General features: G+C 54.2%; 17 protein-coding genes and 1 pseudogene. 10 read left to right on the plus strand and 8 right to left on the minus strand.

Annotated features, from left to right (window positions below):
* Window positions 1-64 precede the first annotated feature (64 nt).
* The 5 genes from AC0XWG_RS19920 to AC0XWG_RS19940 all read left to right on the plus strand — a co-directional run bounded on the left by AC0XWG_RS19920 (window position 65) and on the right by AC0XWG_RS19940 (window position 4,860).
* Window positions 65-1,318 carry an MFS transporter gene (locus tag AC0XWG_RS19920; RefSeq protein ID WP_049005701.1) on the plus strand — a complete coding sequence of 418 codons (1,254 nt, stop codon included), beginning with the start codon at window positions 65-67 and terminating at the stop codon, window positions 1,316-1,318.
* 74 nt (window positions 1,319-1,392) lie between these two features.
* Window positions 1,393-2,877 carry a carboxypeptidase M32 gene (locus AC0XWG_RS19925; protein WP_475680979.1) on the plus strand — a complete coding sequence of 495 codons (1,485 nt, stop codon included), beginning with the start codon at window positions 1,393-1,395 and terminating at the stop codon, window positions 2,875-2,877.
* 415 nt (window positions 2,878-3,292) lie between these two features.
* Window positions 3,293-3,760 carry an acid resistance repetitive basic protein Asr gene (asr, locus tag AC0XWG_RS19930; protein ID WP_028017358.1) on the plus strand — a complete coding sequence of 156 codons (468 nt, stop codon included), beginning with the start codon at window positions 3,293-3,295 and terminating at the stop codon, window positions 3,758-3,760.
* A 92-nt stretch (window positions 3,761-3,852) separates the two neighbouring features.
* Window positions 3,853-3,936 carry a small membrane protein YdgU gene (ydgU, locus tag AC0XWG_RS19935; RefSeq protein ID WP_021241182.1) on the plus strand — a complete coding sequence of 28 codons (84 nt, stop codon included), beginning with the start codon at window positions 3,853-3,855 and terminating at the stop codon, window positions 3,934-3,936.
* 102 nt (window positions 3,937-4,038) lie between these two features.
* Window positions 4,039-4,860: a trypsin-like serine peptidase gene (locus AC0XWG_RS19940; RefSeq protein WP_129325368.1), complete on the plus strand. Its 822-nt coding sequence runs from the start codon at window positions 4,039-4,041 to the stop codon at window positions 4,858-4,860.
* Between the two features lies 1 nt (window position 4,861).
* Here AC0XWG_RS19940 and AC0XWG_RS19945 read toward each other — a convergent pair whose 3' ends face one another.
* The 4 genes and pseudogenes from AC0XWG_RS19945 to AC0XWG_RS19960 all read right to left on the minus strand — a co-directional run bounded on the left by AC0XWG_RS19945 (window position 4,862) and on the right by AC0XWG_RS19960 (window position 8,075).
* Window positions 4,862-7,024 (minus strand): bifunctional diguanylate cyclase/phosphodiesterase, encoded by a 2,163-nt coding sequence (locus AC0XWG_RS19945; RefSeq protein WP_475680980.1) that lies wholly within the window; start codon window positions 7,022-7,024, stop codon window positions 4,862-4,864.
* A gap of 84 nt (window positions 7,025-7,108) precedes the next feature.
* The gene (gene mdtI, locus AC0XWG_RS19950; protein WP_028017355.1) at window positions 7,109-7,438 is read right to left on the minus strand and encodes a multidrug/spermidine efflux SMR transporter subunit MdtI; all 330 of its coding nucleotides are present in this window, start codon (window positions 7,436-7,438) and stop codon (window positions 7,109-7,111) included.
* Window positions 7,425-7,787 carry a multidrug/spermidine efflux SMR transporter subunit MdtJ gene (gene mdtJ, locus AC0XWG_RS19955; protein ID WP_028017354.1) on the minus strand — a complete coding sequence of 121 codons (363 nt, stop codon included), beginning with the start codon at window positions 7,785-7,787 and terminating at the stop codon, window positions 7,425-7,427. Before mdtJ ends, mdtI begins: the two co-directional genes overlap by 14 nt.
* A 117-nt stretch (window positions 7,788-7,904) precedes the next feature.
* Window positions 7,905-8,075 (minus strand): annotated as a pseudogene (locus AC0XWG_RS19960) (protein YdgV).
* 133 nt (window positions 8,076-8,208) lie between these two features.
* Between AC0XWG_RS19960 and AC0XWG_RS19965 the strand changes: the two are divergent.
* The gene (locus AC0XWG_RS19965) at window positions 8,209-9,243 is read left to right on the plus strand and encodes an AI-2E family transporter (RefSeq protein WP_028017353.1); all 1,035 of its coding nucleotides are present in this window, start codon (window positions 8,209-8,211) and stop codon (window positions 9,241-9,243) included.
* A gap of 3 nt (window positions 9,244-9,246) precedes the next feature.
* Here the strand turns inward: AC0XWG_RS19965 and AC0XWG_RS19970 are convergent, their stop codons facing one another.
* Both AC0XWG_RS19970 and AC0XWG_RS19975 read right to left on the minus strand, forming a co-directional pair.
* A complete protein-coding gene (locus AC0XWG_RS19970; RefSeq protein WP_128347932.1) occupies window positions 9,247-10,194 on the minus strand; it encodes a zinc-dependent alcohol dehydrogenase family protein in 948 nt (315 codons plus the stop codon).
* A gap of 28 nt (window positions 10,195-10,222) precedes the next feature.
* Window positions 10,223-11,248 carry an LLM class flavin-dependent oxidoreductase gene (locus AC0XWG_RS19975; RefSeq protein ID WP_128347933.1) on the minus strand — a complete coding sequence of 342 codons (1,026 nt, stop codon included), beginning with the start codon at window positions 11,246-11,248 and terminating at the stop codon, window positions 10,223-10,225.
* 178 nt (window positions 11,249-11,426) lie between these two features.
* Here AC0XWG_RS19975 and yajD point away from each other — a divergent pair, with 178 nt between their 5' ends.
* On the plus strand, window positions 11,427-11,774 hold the full coding sequence (gene yajD / locus AC0XWG_RS19980; RefSeq protein ID WP_006808895.1) for an HNH nuclease YajD: 348 nt from the start codon (window positions 11,427-11,429) through the stop codon (window positions 11,772-11,774).
* Between the two features lie 69 nt (window positions 11,775-11,843).
* Here yajD and AC0XWG_RS19985 read toward each other — a convergent pair whose 3' ends face one another.
* Window positions 11,844-12,611 carry an arylamine N-acetyltransferase family protein gene (locus AC0XWG_RS19985; protein WP_108090036.1) on the minus strand — a complete coding sequence of 256 codons (768 nt, stop codon included), beginning with the start codon at window positions 12,609-12,611 and terminating at the stop codon, window positions 11,844-11,846.
* Between the two features lie 36 nt (window positions 12,612-12,647).
* Between AC0XWG_RS19985 and AC0XWG_RS19990 the strand changes: the two genes are divergently transcribed.
* Window positions 12,648-14,168, plus strand: coding sequence for an aminotransferase-like domain-containing protein (locus AC0XWG_RS19990; RefSeq protein WP_475680981.1), 1,521 nt, complete (start codon window positions 12,648-12,650; stop codon window positions 14,166-14,168).
* Window positions 14,169-14,276: 108 nt separating this feature from the next.
* On the opposite strand, the gene AC0XWG_RS19995 is transcribed toward AC0XWG_RS19990, so the two are convergent.
* The gene (locus AC0XWG_RS19995; protein WP_128347937.1) at window positions 14,277-15,332 is read right to left on the minus strand and encodes an SDR family oxidoreductase; all 1,056 of its coding nucleotides are present in this window, start codon (window positions 15,330-15,332) and stop codon (window positions 14,277-14,279) included.
* A 97-nt stretch (window positions 15,333-15,429) separates the two neighbouring features.
* Between AC0XWG_RS19995 and AC0XWG_RS20000 the strand changes: the two genes are divergently transcribed.
* Both AC0XWG_RS20000 and AC0XWG_RS20005 read left to right on the plus strand, forming a co-directional pair.
* Window positions 15,430-16,317, plus strand: coding sequence for a LysR family transcriptional regulator (locus tag AC0XWG_RS20000; RefSeq protein WP_475680982.1), 888 nt, complete (start codon window positions 15,430-15,432; stop codon window positions 16,315-16,317).
* A gap of 83 nt (window positions 16,318-16,400) precedes the next feature.
* Window positions 16,401-16,670, plus strand: a complete 270-nt coding sequence (locus tag AC0XWG_RS20005) for a hypothetical protein (RefSeq protein WP_028017344.1) — start codon at window positions 16,401-16,403, stop codon at window positions 16,668-16,670.
* The last annotated feature ends 11 nt before the right edge of the window (window positions 16,671-16,681 follow it).

Raw genomic sequence — 16,681 nt, forward strand, 5'->3', positions numbered from 1 at the left:
TACCCTGATCGTGTGGTCATACCCGTCACCAGAAATCACGGGGATGTTTAAGCAAGGAAACTGTGTGAGTCGTACAACTGCCATTGATATCGATCCGGCCAGAGATATCAATGATTTACCCGTAGCATCTCAGCCGGTTCAGTTCATTAAACGCGGTACACCTCAATTTATGCGCGTCACGCTGGCGCTCTTCTCAGCGGGTCTGGCAACGTTTGCATTGCTCTATTGCGTTCAGCCGATCCTGCCCGTTCTCTCTCACGAGTTTGGCGTATCGCCTGCCAGCAGCAGCATTTCGCTCTCAATTTCCACCGGGATGCTGGCAATTGGCCTGCTCTTTACCGGCCCACTTTCCGATGCCATCGGTCGCAAACCGGTGATGGTTACCGCGCTGATGCTGGCCTCGGTCTGTACGTTACTCTCGACCATGATGACCAGCTGGCACGGTATTCTGGTGATGCGCGCGCTGATTGGTTTATCGCTCAGTGGGGTTGCCGCTGTAGGGATGACCTACCTCAGCGAAGAGATCCACCCGAGTTTTGTTGCCTTCTCAATGGGGTTGTACATCAGCGGGAACTCCATCGGCGGGATGAGTGGGCGTCTGCTGAGTGGGGTATTTACGGACCTCTTTAACTGGCGTATTGCGCTGGCTGTCATTGGCTGCTTCGCCCTTGCCTCTGCACTGATGTTCTGGAAAATTCTGCCGGAATCGCGCCATTTCCGCCCCACCTCGTTGCGCCCTAAAACGATGTTTATCAACTTCCGTCTGCACTGGCGTGATAAAGGGTTGCCGCGCCTGTTTCTGGTCGGCTTCCTGCTGATGGGCTCCTTCGTCACGCTGTTTAACTATATTGGCTACCGCCTGATGCTCTCACCGTGGCATCTGAGTCAGGCCGTTGTCGGTTTGCTTTCTGTCGCTTATCTGACCGGAACATGGAGTTCTCCAAAAGCCGGAGCGATGACGGCACGCTTCGGGCGGGGACCGGTGATGCTGGTATTCACAGGCGTGATGTTACTCGGCCTGCTGTTGACGCTCTTCTCCTCCCTGTGGCTGATTTTTGCTGGAATGCTGCTCTTCTCCGCGGGATTCTTCGCCGCCCACTCGGTCGCCAGCAGTTGGATAGGCCCACGCGCCCGTCGGGCCAAAGGTCAGGCGTCGTCGCTTTATCTGTTTAGCTACTATCTCGGTTCCAGTATTGCCGGGACGCTCGGCGGCGTGTTCTGGCATAACTACGGCTGGAACGGCGTGGGGGGGTTTATTGCGCTGATGCTGTGCGCCGCGCTGCTGGTTGGCGCCAGTTTGCATAAACGTCTGCATTAACAATCCACCGCCTTCGTGTTTAAATCAAGCCGATGCTAATTTTTGTCATCGGCTGATTCAGACACGAGGACTTCATGAAAAACAACAACTACCAACAACTCACCCGCACCTTCCAGCGTCTCTCCCGATTCTCCCACCTCTCCTCCATCGCCAGTTGGGATATGTTCACCATGATGCCGCCAGGCGGCAGCGCTGCCCGTGGCGAGGCGCTGGCGGAGATAAGCGTCCTGCAACACCAGATCCTGACCGATAAAAAAGTCGGCGACCTGTTAGCGGCGGCGGCAGATGAAAATCTGAATGATATCGAACAAGCCAACCTGCGCGAAATGACGCGTCAATATCAGCAGGCCTCGCTGCTGCCAGAATCGCTGGTGGAAGCCAAATCCCTGGCGGGCAGCAAGTGTGAACACGCCTGGCGCACGCAGCGCCCCGCCAACGACTGGCAGGGCTTTTCCGCCAACCTGAAAGAGGTGGTCAAACTCAGTCGCGAAGAGGCTCGCCTGCGGGCCGAAGCCAAAGGCTGTACGCCGTACGACGCGCTGCTGGATATTTTTGAGCCCGACATGACCAGCGCGCGTCTGGACGTCCTGTTCGGCGATATGAAATCCTGGCTGCCGGACCTGCTGGCAAACGTGGTGGAAAAACAGGCTCAGCGTTCGTTTGTTCCACCGCAAGGCCCCTTCCCGACAGCAACACAGCGTGAGCTGGGGCTGGAAGCTATGCAGATGCTGGACTTCGATTTTAACGGCGGACGCCTGGACGTCAGTGCGCACCCGTTCTGCGGTGGCGTACCGGAAGATGTGCGAATTACCACGCGTTATGATGAGGATGAACTGCTGAGCGCGCTGTTTGGTGTGATTCATGAAACCGGGCATGCCCGCTACGAACAAAACCTGCCGCGAGCGTGGGCAGGACAGCCTATCGCTCTGGCACGCTCCACCGCCATCCATGAATCCCAGAGCCTGTTCTTTGAGATGCAACTCGGCCGCAGTGAGGCCTTCCTCAAACATCTCCTCCCTGCAGTGCACGCCCGCTTTGGCAGCCAGGCGGCGTTCAGCGAAGAGAACTTTATTGCCTGGAACCAGCGCGTGAAGCCGGGCTATATTCGCGTCGATGCGGACGAAGTGAGTTACCCGGCACATGTGGTGCTGCGCTATGAGATTGAGCGTGCGCTGATCAACGGCGAGATCGAGGTGGACGATATTCCCGCCCTGTGGGACGAGAAAATGCAGGCCTGGCTCGGATTATCCACGAAAGACAACTACCGCAACGGCTGCATGCAGGATATCCACTGGACCGACGGCGGTTTTGGTTACTTCCCGTCCTACACGCTGGGCGCGATGTATGCTGCACAGCTATTCCATGCAGCAAAGACTGCGCTTCCGGGTTTACAGGCCGCCATCGCTGAGGGCGATTTTTCCGCTTTGTTTGACTGGCTGCGCCAGAACATCTGGCAGCACGGTAGCCGCTTTACCACGTCGCAGTTAATTACCCAAGCGACAGGTGAAGATCTGAATATCCGCTACTTCCGGGAACACCTGACTTCGCGTTATCTGTAATCTGTTTGGCCAGGCTGAGGGATCTCCAGTAAATTTTTTAAGCAGAAGCGATTCAGATTTTCCAGGCGTAATAATTGACTCGCAGCGACGCCCTGGCCCGGGGTCGCCAGGGTGGCGATTGAGCCACCCTGGCACGTTCACCGGTCACGTCGTTACAGAGTAGCAAGGAACATAAAGTGAACGGAATGACCACTACAGCCGTAGTTCCCCCCTCACTCCTGCCCTCTCCCTCTGTACACCCTCAAGGGAGAGGGGGTCATCTGTGCAGGCATTATTTTCTGGGAAGCCCCGGCAATGTACATATGGTTACACAGCGATACCAATCACTCACGGAAACCTCGAATTTACAGGGATATAGTTATTTCAACGGCCCCGCAGTGGGGTTAAATGAAAAACCAAATTCGAGGGTATGAGAATGAATAAAGTATTAGCTCTGGTTGTTGCCGCTGCTATGGGTCTGTCTTCTGCTGCGTTTGCTGCTGAAACTACTGCAACCGCTGCACCGGCTGCCGCTCCAGCTGCAACCACTACTGCTGCTCCAGCAAAAGCGGTTCACCATAAGAAACATCATAAAGCAGCAGTGAAAAAAGAAGCCGCTGCACCAGCAACCGCAGCACCAACCGAGCAGAAAGCTCAGGCTGCCAAAAAGCACCACAAAAAAGCCGCTAAACCGGCTGTAGAGCAGAAAGCGCAGGCCGCTAAAAAGCACCACAAAAAAGCGACCAAACCAGCTGTAGAGCAGAAAGCGCAGGCTGCTAAAAAGCACCACCACAAAAAAGCGACCAAACCAGCTGTAGAGCAGAAAGCTCAGGCCGCTAAAAAGCACCACAAAAAAGCAGTAAAACACGAAGCTGCTAAACCAGCTGCACAGCCAGCTGCGTAAGAGTACAAGCTTAATCGTGCCCTTCGGGGCACGTTGGTAAACCGGCGCTGAACCGGAACAGGTTCCGCGCCGTTTTTTTATCCGGAGGGCGTATGCTGCGACGCTATCGGTTTGAGCTGATCCTGATCCTGCTTATTTTATGCGCGCTCATCGCAAGCCATTTTTATCTTTCCTGATTGTAGCACGCTGATTTTACTCCCACTTTAGCGCTGTCCCGTCTATAGTATTTTCATAGGGTTCACTTTTAATAATCATAATTACCCCCACCAGAGTGTGATATGCGTAAATCTGTTGTGTTGTTACTGGGAACGTTTGGTCTTTTTTCTGGATTTTCACATGCGGATGATGGCGGTGATGACACCATTAGCGCGAAAGATCTAAAAACGCTTTTTTTCGGTCATGATGACCGGACTCGCGTCACCGATCCTACCCAGGCGCCCTGGGATGCGATAGGGCAACTGGAAACCGCCAGCGGTAACTTGTGTACCGCGACGTTGATCACCCCGCAGCTTGCCCTGACGGCCGGCCACTGTCTGTTGACACCGCCAAACGGTAAGCCAGACAAAGCGGTTGCCTTGCGGTTTGTGTCGCAAAAAGGAATCTGGCGCTATGAAATCCACGGTATTGAAGGCCGGGTTGACCCTTCTCTCGGCAAACGCCTGAAACCCGATGGTGATGGCTGGATAGTGCCACCGGCAGCCGCCTCATGGGATTTTGGCCTGATCATTTTGCGCTACCCGCCTTCAGGTATTACGCCGCTGCCGTTATTTGACGGAGATAAAGCCGCACTCACCGCCGCCCTGAAAGCTGCCGACCGCAAGGTGACGCAGTCAGGCTACCCTGTTGATCATCTGGATGCGCTTTACACTCACACCGACTGTGTTGTGACGGGCTGGGCACAAACCGGCGTGCTTTCGCATCAGTGCGATACGCTGCCAGGCGACAGCGGTTCACCGTTAATGCTGAAAACGGATAACGGCTGGCAATTGATTGGTGTCCAGAGTTCCGCGCCTGCGGCGAAAGATCGCTGGCGCGCAGATAACCGGGCGTTGTCTGTTACCGGTTTTCGCGACAAGCTGGAAGCGCTGGCGCAACAGTAAATCAGCACTGCCTGATCTGATGTAATTCTCTGATTGACTCAATTGGCATCGGCTGGCTGAACCAAAAACCCTGCAGTTGATCGCAGCCAGCCAGCCGTAGCAGTTTCATTTGTTTCTCGGTTTCCACCCCTTCCGCCACCACCGCCATGCCCAGCGCATTGGCGATCCGCACTGTGCCGCTGACCAGCGCTGCCGCCTGTTCATCGTTGCCCACCAGCCCGGCCAGTGATTTCTCAATCTTAATGGTGTCGAAGTTAAAACGCCGTAAATACCCAATACTGGAATAGCCCGTGCCAAAATCATCCAGCGCCACCGCGGTTCCAAGCGCTTTAAGATTGGCTATTGCCATGCGGGCACGCTCCGGGTTTTCCAGCACATAGGTCTCTGTTACCTCAAGCTGCAATCTGTTGGCCGGGAAACGCGTGGTCTCCAGCACACTGGCCACTTTGTCTTCAAATTCGGGATCGCGAAATTGTGCAGGAGAGATATTCACGGAGAGTTTTAACTCACTGAATGGCTCCAGATCCTGACAGGCCCGCTGCAAGACAAACTGGCCCAGTTTGTAAATCAAACCACTGGTCTCTGCAATGGTGATAAAGGTGTCCGGGTCAAGTGGCCCGCCCGGTCGACGCGGCCAGCGAACCAGCGCTTCGACACTGCTCATTTTCTGGCTGTGAGCGTCAATAATTGGCTGGTACCAGACCTCAAACTCATCGCGTTCCAGGCCGCTTCTGATCTGATTCTCAATCGCCAGCTTACGTTCACGGGTACTGTTCAGCGCCGCGTCATAGTGGGTGATGCGCCCTTTTCCACTCATTTTGGCGTGATACATGGCAATATCCGCACGGCGAAACAACTCAGTACTGGTGCATTCGATCAGGGTGCCGCTGGCAATACCTATACTGGCGCCGATATGGATTGTGCGCTCCCCTAGCCGAATCGGGATGTTGAGAAAATCCAGCACCGAACGGGCAAACGCAGTGGCCTGCGCTTCCGCGCCATCACCGCCGATGGTCATGGCAAATTCATCGCCGCCCATGCGTGCCAGCATCCCTCCCGGTGGGACGCGTTCATTCAGCGTTTTCGCTATCACTACAATGAGATCGTCACCCACGCTATGGCCGTAGATGTCATTGACATCCTTAAAGCCATCCAGATCGATAAACACCACGCTTTTGACGTCAATATCGCCGCGTAAACTCACGCGATCCAGGTCTTCGATCAGCGCACGTCGGTTCGGCAGATGGCTTAACCAGTCCGTTCTCGCGACCATACGCGCCTGATTTTCTCCACGCGCAAGTTTGTACAGCCCCACACCGCTCACCAGAATGAAGAGCAGGATCAGCGCCGACGCCAGCACCACAATCTGCCTGATATCAGACGATGCAGCCCGGGCGGCTTGTGCTCCCGGAAGACGAGCCTGCCAGTTCAGGTATCCCAGTAACTCTCCTGCTGAACTGCGCAGGGGCATACTCAGATTATTGATTTTTTCAGGGGTAAAATTGAGGTTATCAATCTGAAAGGTCGTCCCCAGATCGGATAATATTTTCGCGTTCAGATGACGCGTAATCACCAGATAGCGGCGTGTTCCATCGGTAACCTGTAAATCTCCAACCATCGGGCGAATCAGCCCTATCCCAATAAATGCAATGCCGTTACGCGTTCGGGTGATGCCCGCATAGATATTTTTATCACCGGGCAGTGCTTGTCCGTACTGGTTAATAAGCCCTTTGAAGCCTTTACCAAAAAAATCAAGGTTCGTCTCTTTGAACGGTTGGCTTTGAAACGATCCCCAGATGACATTGAAGTGTTCATCAAGAACGAAAGTGCCGTCATAAAGGTTGTTAATTTTAAAGCCAGCGCCCCAGGTGTTATACAGCCAGTTGGGATCCAGGGTTGGACGGTACGTCTCGTGTACCGCATCGTCCCAGACAGCGTTATCCAGGACCAGAGAGGAGACTCGGTTGACGGATGTCTGAATGGCACCCTGCACGGAAAGTGCCGAGCGGTGTTCGTCAATTTCATTGGTTTTCGTGCTGATAAGGTGCAGGGATAGATAGAGCAGTGCGACAATGGAAATGATTAAGCCGATCCCCGCGATGAAGACCATGGCAAACAATGTTCTCGCAGTAGGAATATTGCGCCAGCTCAATGTGCGATACATCAGCCATCCTCTTCAATGTTATGCTTTTCTAAGAGTACTACAGGCAGCGAATTTCGCTGCCTGTAAATAATGGCTGTCAGTATATCAGGCGAGTTTTATCATGATCATACCAGCAAGCAGTAATATCAATCCTACCCAGCCTTTGTTATTTAAACGCTGACCGAAGAGCACCCAACCTGCTGCCAGCGTGGCGGCGATACCAAACCCTCCCCAAAGCGCATAGGCAACAGAAAGGTCGATTCCTTTTACCGCCTGGGACAGGGCACTGAACGCCCCCAGAACCGCCGCAATCGACATCAGTCCATACACTTTACGGCGAAAACCATCCGAGAATTTCAGCAGGACGTTAGCCAGAATTTCCAGCACGATGGCAAAACCCAGCCAGGCCGCATGAACCCATTCAAACTGTTGCATGGTTCTGCTCCTTCTGCTGTTTTGTCGGCTTACGAGTACCCGATTTAATCAGCACAATACCCGCAACCAGGGTCGTTAACCCGGCAACCTTCATCGTGGAGAGCGTTTCGTCAAATATCATGACGCTGAACAGTGTAATCAGCAAAATACCGATCCCCTCCCACAGGGCATAGGCCACACCCAGCGCAATTTTTTTCACTGCAAATGAGAGGAAAATATAAGAAAGTGAAATCATCACCAGCATTAAAATAAAACCGGTGTTGCCATCGCTGACACTTGCCCATTTCATCGACAACGTGCCGGTAATTTCAGCGATAATAGCTAGAGCTAATAAAATCCAGTAAAACATGTTTTTCTCCTGCTTGAGAATATAATCCATCGTGGCCCGCCGCGAACAGCAAACCAAAAAATATGAAATTAAATCGGACAGCTAAGCGCGTAGCGCCAGCTCAGGCAGAAGATGTGACTATAGTGCGGTGCGCCAGTGTTGCTCACCAGAAAGCAGGCAGAAGGAAGAGGAAAATACAGCAGTATTGTTTGAAAAGTACGTCCTGAACAAATTGTCCATAAAATTACAATTATCCGCGGTGTTGCTTCTCGTCTTTGCGGATCAAAATTGTCCTCGGTAGTTAAACACGCCAGATTTGTACCATAAGTCAGGATTTTACTCAAAGTCTTTGCAATTCTTTACCCACCCCGTTTGATTTTGGTTACTTTATTACAGCGGGTTTCGCATTTATTATAAATAAAAAGATTATTCCGGAGTCACCATGGCTAAACCCATCATTACCCTGAACGGGTTAAAAATTGTCATCATGCTGGGCATGCTGGTGATCATTCTGACAGGCGTTCGTTTTGCCGCCGACATCATTGTCCCCTTTGTTCTGGCGCTGTTTATTGCGGTGATCCTTAACCCGCTGGTACAGCGTATGACTCGATTACGCATTCCGCGCGTACTGGCGATCACCCTGCTTATCAGCATCATTATTATTGCGATGGTTCTGCTCGTCGCTTACCTGGGGACGTCGCTCAATGAACTGGCGCGAACATTGCCGAAATACCGTTCGTCACTGGCGATACCGCTCCTGCAAATTGAACCCTGGCTGCAGCGTGCAGGCATAGAAGTCTCGGTTGAGGAACTCCTGAAATATATCGATCCCAACGCGGCCATGACGCTTGTCACCAGCCTGCTGGCGCAACTCTCCAATGCCATGACGTCTATTTTCCTGCTGTTCTTAACGGTGGTGTTCATGTTACTGGAGGTACCGCAGCTTCCCACAAAGCTGCAGCAGATCATGGTTCGTCCGGTTGAAGGTATGGGGGCAATTCAACGTGCGCTGGACAGCGTTTCCCGCTATCTGGTGTTAAAAACGGCCATTAGTCTGGTCACAGGAGGGGTGGTCTGGGGAATGCTCATGGCGCTGGATGTCCGCTTTGCATTTGTCTGGGGACTGCTGGCGTTCGCGCTTAACTACATCCCTAACATCGGCTCCGTACTGGCAGCAATTCCTCCTATTCTTCAGATGCTGGTTTTCAGCGGGTTCTATGACGCGTTGATTCTGCTGGCAGGATACCTGGTGATTAATCTGGTGTTCGGCAACATTCTTGAGCCACGGATGATGGGACGTGGACTGGGGTTGTCCACACTGGTGGTATTTTTGTCCCTTATTTTCTGGGGCTGGCTGCTCGGACCCGTTGGGATGCTGCTTTCCGTTCCGCTGACCATCATTGTGAAGATTGGCCTGGAACAGACGGCAGGTGGGCAAAGTATTGCCGTGCTGCTGAGCGATATGAGCCATCAATAGCGGTCACGCCATCATCGACAGGATAGGCTTGCCGGTTCTGCCACCTTCACGGTACGCACTTAGCGCCCTCTGCCATTCCGTCAGAGGGTACACCGTGGCATGGCTGTACTGGCTACCACGCAACTGCGGCCAGATGCGTTCGAACTCGGCATGCCACGCCTCCACGCTGAGCGCATCGAGATAGTTACGAATATGAAACCATGCCACGCGCGGCATGGGGCGCTGCTGACGGAAGGTTTGCCCGGAGAGCAGTCCGTAGCAAACAAACATGCCCTGCTCGGGCATCACGTTGAGAATAGCTTCCGCAAGCGCTCCTCCGGTTGCATCGTAAACAACATCGGCACACGCAGCGATAGCGCCGATTCTCTTCGTATCCTGTTGCGCGACGGGAATGATCCCCATCGCATCCAGCCTTTCAGCATGTACAGGCGAACGGTGAATACCGTATACCGCTTGCGCTCCCCTCTGACGCGCCCACTGCGCGAGCAGAATGGCACAGTCAGAACCGGCAGCCGTGAGCAACACCCGCTTTCCCTGTGGTGGATAGTGAGCGAGCATCATCTGCGCCGCCAGCGGATTGATATAGGCCCGTGCGGCCAGGCGTGAGTCGATATTGTCCGGAACTGGGATCGTATACTCAGCCGGGCAATCAACATAGCGCTGCCAGGTTCCCTGCCCCCGTAAGGGTAAGACGCGCTTGCCCACCAGCCCCGTGAAGGGGGCTGGTGCCTGGGTCACAATCCCGACGCCTTCATACCCTGCCACCGCCGGTAGCGGCGTCCGGTGGCGATAGGCCCCGGTAATGGGGATAAGATCGGACGCGTTCACCGGGGAAAACAGCATTTGCACACGAATATGACCTGGAGCAAGCTCGCCCAATGGCGCTGTTTCCGGCTGCAGAACAGAATCTGGCTCGCCAAAACGTCGATACCAGAGGGCCAGGTTTTCCATTACGATCTCACGGCTGATTACAGAATGGCTACTCGCGCCAGCCCATTGCCGGTGCGACATGTTTGAGAATGGACTCAATCACATGCGCATTGTAATCCACACCAAGTTGATTCGGCACGGTCAATAATAACGTATCGGCCTCGGCAATCGCCTCGTCCTTTTTCAACTGTTCAATCAGCTTATCAGGCTCTGCGGCATAGCTACGTCCGAAGATTGCACGCGTTTTCTCATCAAGATAACCGACGCTATCGCTGTCGCTCCGGCTGGAGCCGAAGTACATCCGATCGCGATCGTCCATCAGCGCAAAAATACTGCGGCTAACCGAGACTCGTGGCTGACGCGTATGCCCTGCTTCCGCCCACGCCTGACGGTAAGCGCGGATCTGTTTTGCCTGCTGAATATGGAACGGCTCACCGGTTTCATCGTCTTTTAAGGTAGAACTTTGCAGGTTCATTCCCAGTTTTGCCGCCCACACTGCCGTCGCATTCGAACCGGCGCCCCACCAGATACGCTCGCGCAAACCGGCGGAATAAGGTTCAAGGCGCAGCAACCCCGGCGGGTTCGGGAACATAGGTTGTGGATTCGGTTTTGCAAAACCTTCTCCACGCAATACCTCGAGCAGTACCTCGGTATGGCGGCGTGCCATATCAGATTCGTTTTCCCCTTCCTGCGGGACATAGCCAAAATGACGCCAGCCATCAATAACCTGCTCCGGGGAACCCCGGCTGATTCCAAGCTGCAAACGCCCACCTGAGATCAGATCCGCGGCTCCGGCATCCTCTGCCATGTACATCGGGTTTTCATAGCGCATATCAATGACGCCAGTACCGATTTCAATGGTTTTCGTTTTGGTGCCTATTGCGGCCAGCAGAGGGAACGGGGAGCTCAGTTGCCGGGCAAAGTGGTGCACACGGAAATACGCGCCGTCTGCCCCCAGCTCTTCGGCCGCCACGGCCAAATCAATGGACTGAAGCAATGTATCCGCTGCTGAACGCGTGCCGGACTGCGGTGAAGGTGTCCAGTGACCAAACGACAGAAACCCGATCTTTTTCATAACGATTTATCCTGATGGGACTTTGCATCTCACCTACTTTACGCATTACCCGGTGAGAATAAACGCCGTTTATTTAACGGAATGATTCAAATAAATTGACAGAATTGAGGAGTTCGTCATTACGCTCCATAATGGGATATAATATCCCCCACTCTTTTCATGGCAGGTAAAACCGGCAATGGCTTTGATCCCTAAAAACTACGCGCGGCTGGAAAGCGGCTATCGCGAAAAAGCATTAAAAATCTATCCATGGGTGTGTGGTCGCTGCTCGCGAGAGTTTGTTTATTCCAATCTGCGTGAACTCACGGTTCACCATATCGATCACGACCATACCAACAACCCGGAAGATGGCAGCAACTGGGAACTGTTGTGCCTGTTTTGCCATGACCATGAACACTCGAAATACACCGAAGCGGATCAGTACGGTACCACCGTGGTTGCAGGGGAAGACGCGCAAAAAGACGTGGGCGTCGCCACGTTTAACCCGTTTGCCGATTTAAAAGCGATGATGAATAAGAAGAAATAAACTCGCACCGCCCATACCAGCCGTATGGGCGATTCTCGGGGCAGTGTGACAGCAGGCCGCCCCTCTGTTTTACGCCGTCGTCAACGCAAAACGGTCTTTCAGCATACGGGAGATTTCTCCCTCCGCCAGTTGCTGTATTTCAACCCCATCCGCAGTGATCGTCTTCAGCACATCGCCCAATAAAATCTCACGTCCTTCCGGGCGATGCTGCACCACCACCAGCTTCTGGACAAAGATGGCATCCGGATGCGTGGAGTTAAGGTAGTTGGCCGGAACGAAATCAATCCATTCCTGAGGCGTGAGATCAAAGCCGTATTGACGGGCCCATTCCCCCTCCACTTTTGCCTGAAGCAGATATTCGCCCTCTGCGCTACGGCTAAGCCGAAACGTGTCGAAATCCTGGGTGATATCGACATCAAGCGTGTCCAGCGCCATCGGTGCACGGATGCCGTAGCTGCCGAACCCGAGATCGCAAAGCCACTGTCGACTATCTACCTCAGCGATGAGCGCCATGTGGGTTTTCGGTCGTCGCGCAGGGTAGAACATCGGGCGTGCCGCCACGAAACGGTAAGGAATACCTACCGCCTCCAGCGCCATGGCAAAAAGACCGTTCACCTCATAGCAGTAACCGCCGCGCCCCTGCGTTAACACCTTATCGGCAATATCGTCTGGTGCCAGCGAGACAATTTTGCCCGCCTGCACGTCCAGATTTTCAAAGGGAACTGAAAAGAGCTGATGACGCATAAGCGCATGTAACGTGGCCGTATCGGCAGCCACCGGTCCGGTGTAGTTTATGCGTTTGAAATAAGTAGAGATGTTGAAATTATTGCTCTGCATAATGCCTCCTTGTCCTGAACATGTCGGACACTATAGATGGCGCGCATCATTGGCTGTATAGTCAGTTTTATCGAAAATCAGCCTGAACAGATGCCCATGTCTGCCCCATCTCCGTCGTCCCCACATTACCGCCGAATAGCTGAGATGCTCCGTCTAACACTGACTTCTGGTGCGTTGCGGGTCGGCGACCGGATGATCTCCGCGCGTAAACTGGCCGAACGCGAGCACGTTAGCCTTCCGACGGCGCTGGAAGCCCTTCGTTGCCTTGAAGCAGAGGGGCTGATTGTGGCGCGTCCGCGTTCGGGCTACTTCATCTGCCAGACCAGCATCACTCCGCTTGCGGAACCTTCGCACTCCGTACCTGGTCCGGTCCCTGTGACAATGTCCGCCGTGGCCCGCTCGCTGTTCAGCAGTGCAGAAGCCCGTCTGATACCGTTGGGCGCAGCCCTGCCTGACCCCGCATGGCTACCCGGCGATATGCTGCAACGGGCGTTGCACTCTGCCGTCCGCCGTCTGGACGCACACGGACAAAGCTATAGCCTGCCTCCGGGAAGACGTGATTTACGAAGTAAGATTGCCGCGCGTTCTGCGCAATGGGGAGCCCGTTTCGGCGCGGATGATCTCATCATCACTGCGGGTGCAACGCAGGCGCTGCGCCTTGCCCTTCAGGCAGTGTGCCAGCCAGGTGATGTCGTAGCGATTGAGCAGCCTGCCTACTTTGGTACACTCCTGCTGCTGGAAGATTTAGGCCTAAGAGCCTTAGCGATCCCGACCGATCCCGTTGAAGGCCTGTTACTGGAACCGCTGGCTGACGCCATTCGCTACCACCGCCCCGCTGCCGTTTTGGCCTCACCCACCGTGCAAAACCCTTTAGGTGCCAGTATGCCCGTTGCGCGCAAGCAAGAGCTTGTTGCTCTGCTTGAGCAGGCAGAGATCCCTTTAATTGAGGACGATGTCTATGGTGACCTCGTTGGCGAAGGGCAACGCCCTCCGGCCTGCAAAGCGTTCGACCAGAGCGGAAACGTGATTTACTGCAGTTCGCTCTCTAAAACGCTTGCGCCAGGCTGGCGGATCGGCTGGATTGCCGCCGGGCGCTACCACGTGCAGGTATTGCAGACGCGTATGGCCGGAGAGTGGGCAGGTGCGCCAATGCTGGAAGCCGCAACGAGCGAGATCCTCGCAAGTGGCGACTACGATCGACATCTGCGGCGGTTAAAGCACCGGATCGCAGAGGGAATAGACGCCGTCGTTGCGCGGGTCGAGACGAGTTTCCCACCGGGGACACGTGTTAACGTGCCCACTGCCGGTTTCCTGTTGTGGGTAGAACTTCCTCAGCAGATCAACGCGCTGGAGGTGCATCGTCGTGCGCTGGCGTTGGGCATCGGCGTCAGCCCTGGCCCGCTGTTTTCCCCTGGCGCAGAATTAACGCACTTTCTGCGGCTAAACTGCGCAAACGAACCAACGCCCCGCCTGCTGAATGCCGTGGAACAGATTGGCGCGCTGTGTCACGAGCTGGCTGGCAGAAAAGTCGTAAAGTTACGGGTCCAGAGAGATTGAAGGGTTGGGAGATATCTTTTTTAGACTCTCGTGCATATTCCTGCCCTGCCATACCTTATTATCAGCCCGTGAGTATAACGCGCCGATCGTCACTGCCCCCCCTTACAGTCAGGGAATAATACGTGCCGCTCTCAGCTGCGCGAACAGGTTGAAAAACATCTCATCGGTTGCCTGCATTCGCGTGAAGCCAGACCGCCGAAGCTTGCTGCCATCACCGAACATGTCGTAATTCCAGCTAAAGACGAAATCGGCAAAATGTCCGTCATTCAGCTGCATAATATCCGTTTCTACCAGCCGATCTCTGGCAAGCTCGCGCCATACCTCACGATAGTCCTTAAACAGCTGATGAAATGACAACCTCACGGGCGGAGCAGATTCCAGTTCAAACCAGCGTGCGATGCGCGGCCATAGCTCACTCCAGCGCCAGATATCTCCGTTATTCACGTTGAAAGCCTGATTCTGCGCCGCAGATGTCGTGGCAGCCCACAGCGTTGCCTCGGCCAGCAACCCGGCGTCAGTATGATCAACGATACTGTGCCAGGTCTGCTCGGTACCGGGAAAGCGCAAAGGTAGCCCCTGAGCCTTACACAAAGACGCATACAGAGCGATGCTCAGCGCCAGATTCATCGTGTTGCCGGGCACGGTACTTCCCACCACGCCCGGTCTGATGGCATTCCAGTGCCAGCTTTTCCCATGCTGAAAATCGCTGAGCCACGTGAGCTGAGCGGCGTTAAATTCTGCACCCGGTACGCCAGGATCGCTTTCGCGTGCCGGGGTTTTGAACGGCCCCAGATGTGCACCATAGACTTTGTACCCCTGCATCAGGCTGACCGTCTGCAGCGGTGCTGTTTTTTCGATATGACTGACCAGATGACGCAGCATCGTAACGTTCGGCTCGACCATGTCTGTCCAGTTTGCTGCGTTCGCCCAGGCGCTGTAAAAAATATGGGTGATATCACTCAGGGGTTGCAGCACCTCTGCGCTGTTCTGCGCATCCAGTAAATCGACGTTCACCATCGGAATAGCATCCGGATGGGTCACTGCATGGCGACTAAGACCGATCACCTGCCATTTATTGTGCAGGAGCGTTTTGACGAGCTGTCTGCCCACAATTCCGCTGGCACCAGCGACCAGCGCGACGTTTTGTTGCGGCATCTTATTCATGAAGTTTCTCCAGAAAGGGTGACAGGCGCAGTGTCATATATTATTTTTTTATTGGATATCCCCTTAAACCGATGGCACTTATCAGAAAAATCATTAAATGAATAATAAACTCAACGCCATTTCCACCTTTCTTTGCGTTGCAAAAGCAGGTTCCTTTTCTGCCGCCGCCCGCCAGAGCGGGATGAAGCAATCTGCGGTCAGCCAGCAGATCGCCGCCCTTGAACAAGAGCTTGGTGTCGTGTTGCTGCATCGTACAACGCGATCAATGAAGTTGACTGAACAGGGAGAGCGTTACAGCCGTGATATGCAGCTTGTGCTGGATGCCATGCGGGAAGCTGAGATGCGGCTGGATCCTGTCGATCAGCAATTTCAGGGGAGAGTGCATGTCCAGCTGCCGAGCGGGCTGGGCCAGATCTTTTTGCTACATTTGCTTTCGCTGCAACGCCTGCATCCAGAATTGCACCTGATGCTTTCCCTTGATGATCGCATTGCCGACCTGGTGACAGAAGGGGTGGATGTCGCAATACGACTAAGCAGTGAGCCTCCTCTGGCGCATGCGGCTCGCGTGCTGGCACGTGTTGAAACCGCGCTGTTTGCCGCCCCTGAATTTCAGGCGGTGCACAGCGTCAGGGAGCTGGCGACGCTGCCACATGTACGATTTAGCGGCATCCCGCTGGATGCCCCATTGCGGCTGCTTTCTCAGGAAGAGACCCTCGACGTGAAGGTGAATACCGTTTTCCGCGCCAATACCAGCGACGCGCTATTACAGGCGCTGGAGTCAGGCATCGGAATCGGAGGCATGCAGCTACCGCTTGCGGCCAGAGCATTGAAAAATGGCACACTGGTGCCGATCTTACCCGCCTGGCGGTTACCCGACCGATTCCTCTATGCCGTTTTCCCTGATGCCCGCTTTATTCCACAGCGCGTCCGACGTGTCGTCAGCGTGATTGAGCAATTACTGCCTGAGATCATGAAGAAAAACTGAACATTCCCCCCGCAAATCACGTGCACTTTTTGACCATAAGGAATAGAGTATTTTCACCGTATCCTCTTCTTTATGGAGCACATATGCCCGATTACAGTTTCTTCAGGAAAGGCCCGGATCTCGTTGCGATCGAGAGCGCAAACATCGATGCAGCTTCTCAGCTGACCGCTCAGGGGTTTGAAAAGCAGTTTGAGGAGATCAGCGCTGCGGATGAAAAAACGGCGCTTACCCGCTTTGCTGATATCCATAAAAATAATGACATCGATCGCCATAACTTCCTGGCAGGTGCGGGCCAAATGCCGTTGATCGGCGTGCTGACGGCGGCGGCAACCTGGTTGACGCAAAAGAAATAACGCAGGAGTAC

The organism is Enterobacter sp. DVT3837, assembly GCF_056238685.1.

Excerpts from the sequence above, each read along its gene's own strand:
- asr (WP_028017358.1), top strand. The coding sequence starts at position 3,293 with ATGAATAAAGTATTAGCTCTGGTTGTTGCCGCTGCTATGGGTCTGTCT.
- ydgU (WP_021241182.1), top strand. The coding sequence starts at position 3,853 with ATGCTGCGACGCTATCGGTTTGAGCTGATCCTGATCCTGCTTATTTTA.
- yajD (WP_006808895.1), top strand. The coding sequence starts at position 11,427 with ATGGCTTTGATCCCTAAAAACTACGCGCGGCTGGAAAGCGGCTATCGC.
- AC0XWG_RS19925 (WP_475680979.1), top strand. The coding sequence starts at position 1,393 with ATGAAAAACAACAACTACCAACAACTCACCCGCACCTTCCAGCGTCTC.
- AC0XWG_RS19940 (WP_129325368.1), top strand. The coding sequence starts at position 4,039 with ATGCGTAAATCTGTTGTGTTGTTACTGGGAACGTTTGGTCTTTTTTCT.
- AC0XWG_RS19945 (WP_475680980.1), bottom strand. The coding sequence starts at position 7,024 with ATGTATCGCACATTGAGCTGGCGCAATATTCCTACTGCGAGAACATTG.
- AC0XWG_RS20005 (WP_028017344.1), top strand. The coding sequence starts at position 16,401 with ATGCCCGATTACAGTTTCTTCAGGAAAGGCCCGGATCTCGTTGCGATC.
- mdtI (WP_028017355.1), bottom strand. The coding sequence starts at position 7,438 with ATGCAACAGTTTGAATGGGTTCATGCGGCCTGGCTGGGTTTTGCCATC.
- AC0XWG_RS19965 (WP_028017353.1), top strand. The coding sequence starts at position 8,209 with ATGGCTAAACCCATCATTACCCTGAACGGGTTAAAAATTGTCATCATG.
- AC0XWG_RS19970 (WP_128347932.1), bottom strand. The coding sequence starts at position 10,194 with ATGGAAAACCTGGCCCTCTGGTATCGACGTTTTGGCGAGCCAGATTCT.
- AC0XWG_RS19975 (WP_128347933.1), bottom strand. The coding sequence starts at position 11,248 with ATGAAAAAGATCGGGTTTCTGTCGTTTGGTCACTGGACACCTTCACCG.
- AC0XWG_RS19990 (WP_475680981.1), top strand. The coding sequence starts at position 12,648 with ATGGCGCGCATCATTGGCTGTATAGTCAGTTTTATCGAAAATCAGCCT.
- AC0XWG_RS19995 (WP_128347937.1), bottom strand. The coding sequence starts at position 15,332 with ATGAATAAGATGCCGCAACAAAACGTCGCGCTGGTCGCTGGTGCCAGC.
- AC0XWG_RS19985 (WP_108090036.1), bottom strand. The coding sequence starts at position 12,611 with ATGCAGAGCAATAATTTCAACATCTCTACTTATTTCAAACGCATAAAC.
- mdtJ (WP_028017354.1), bottom strand. The coding sequence starts at position 7,787 with ATGTTTTACTGGATTTTATTAGCTCTAGCTATTATCGCTGAAATTACC.
- AC0XWG_RS20000 (WP_475680982.1), top strand. The coding sequence starts at position 15,430 with ATGAATAATAAACTCAACGCCATTTCCACCTTTCTTTGCGTTGCAAAA.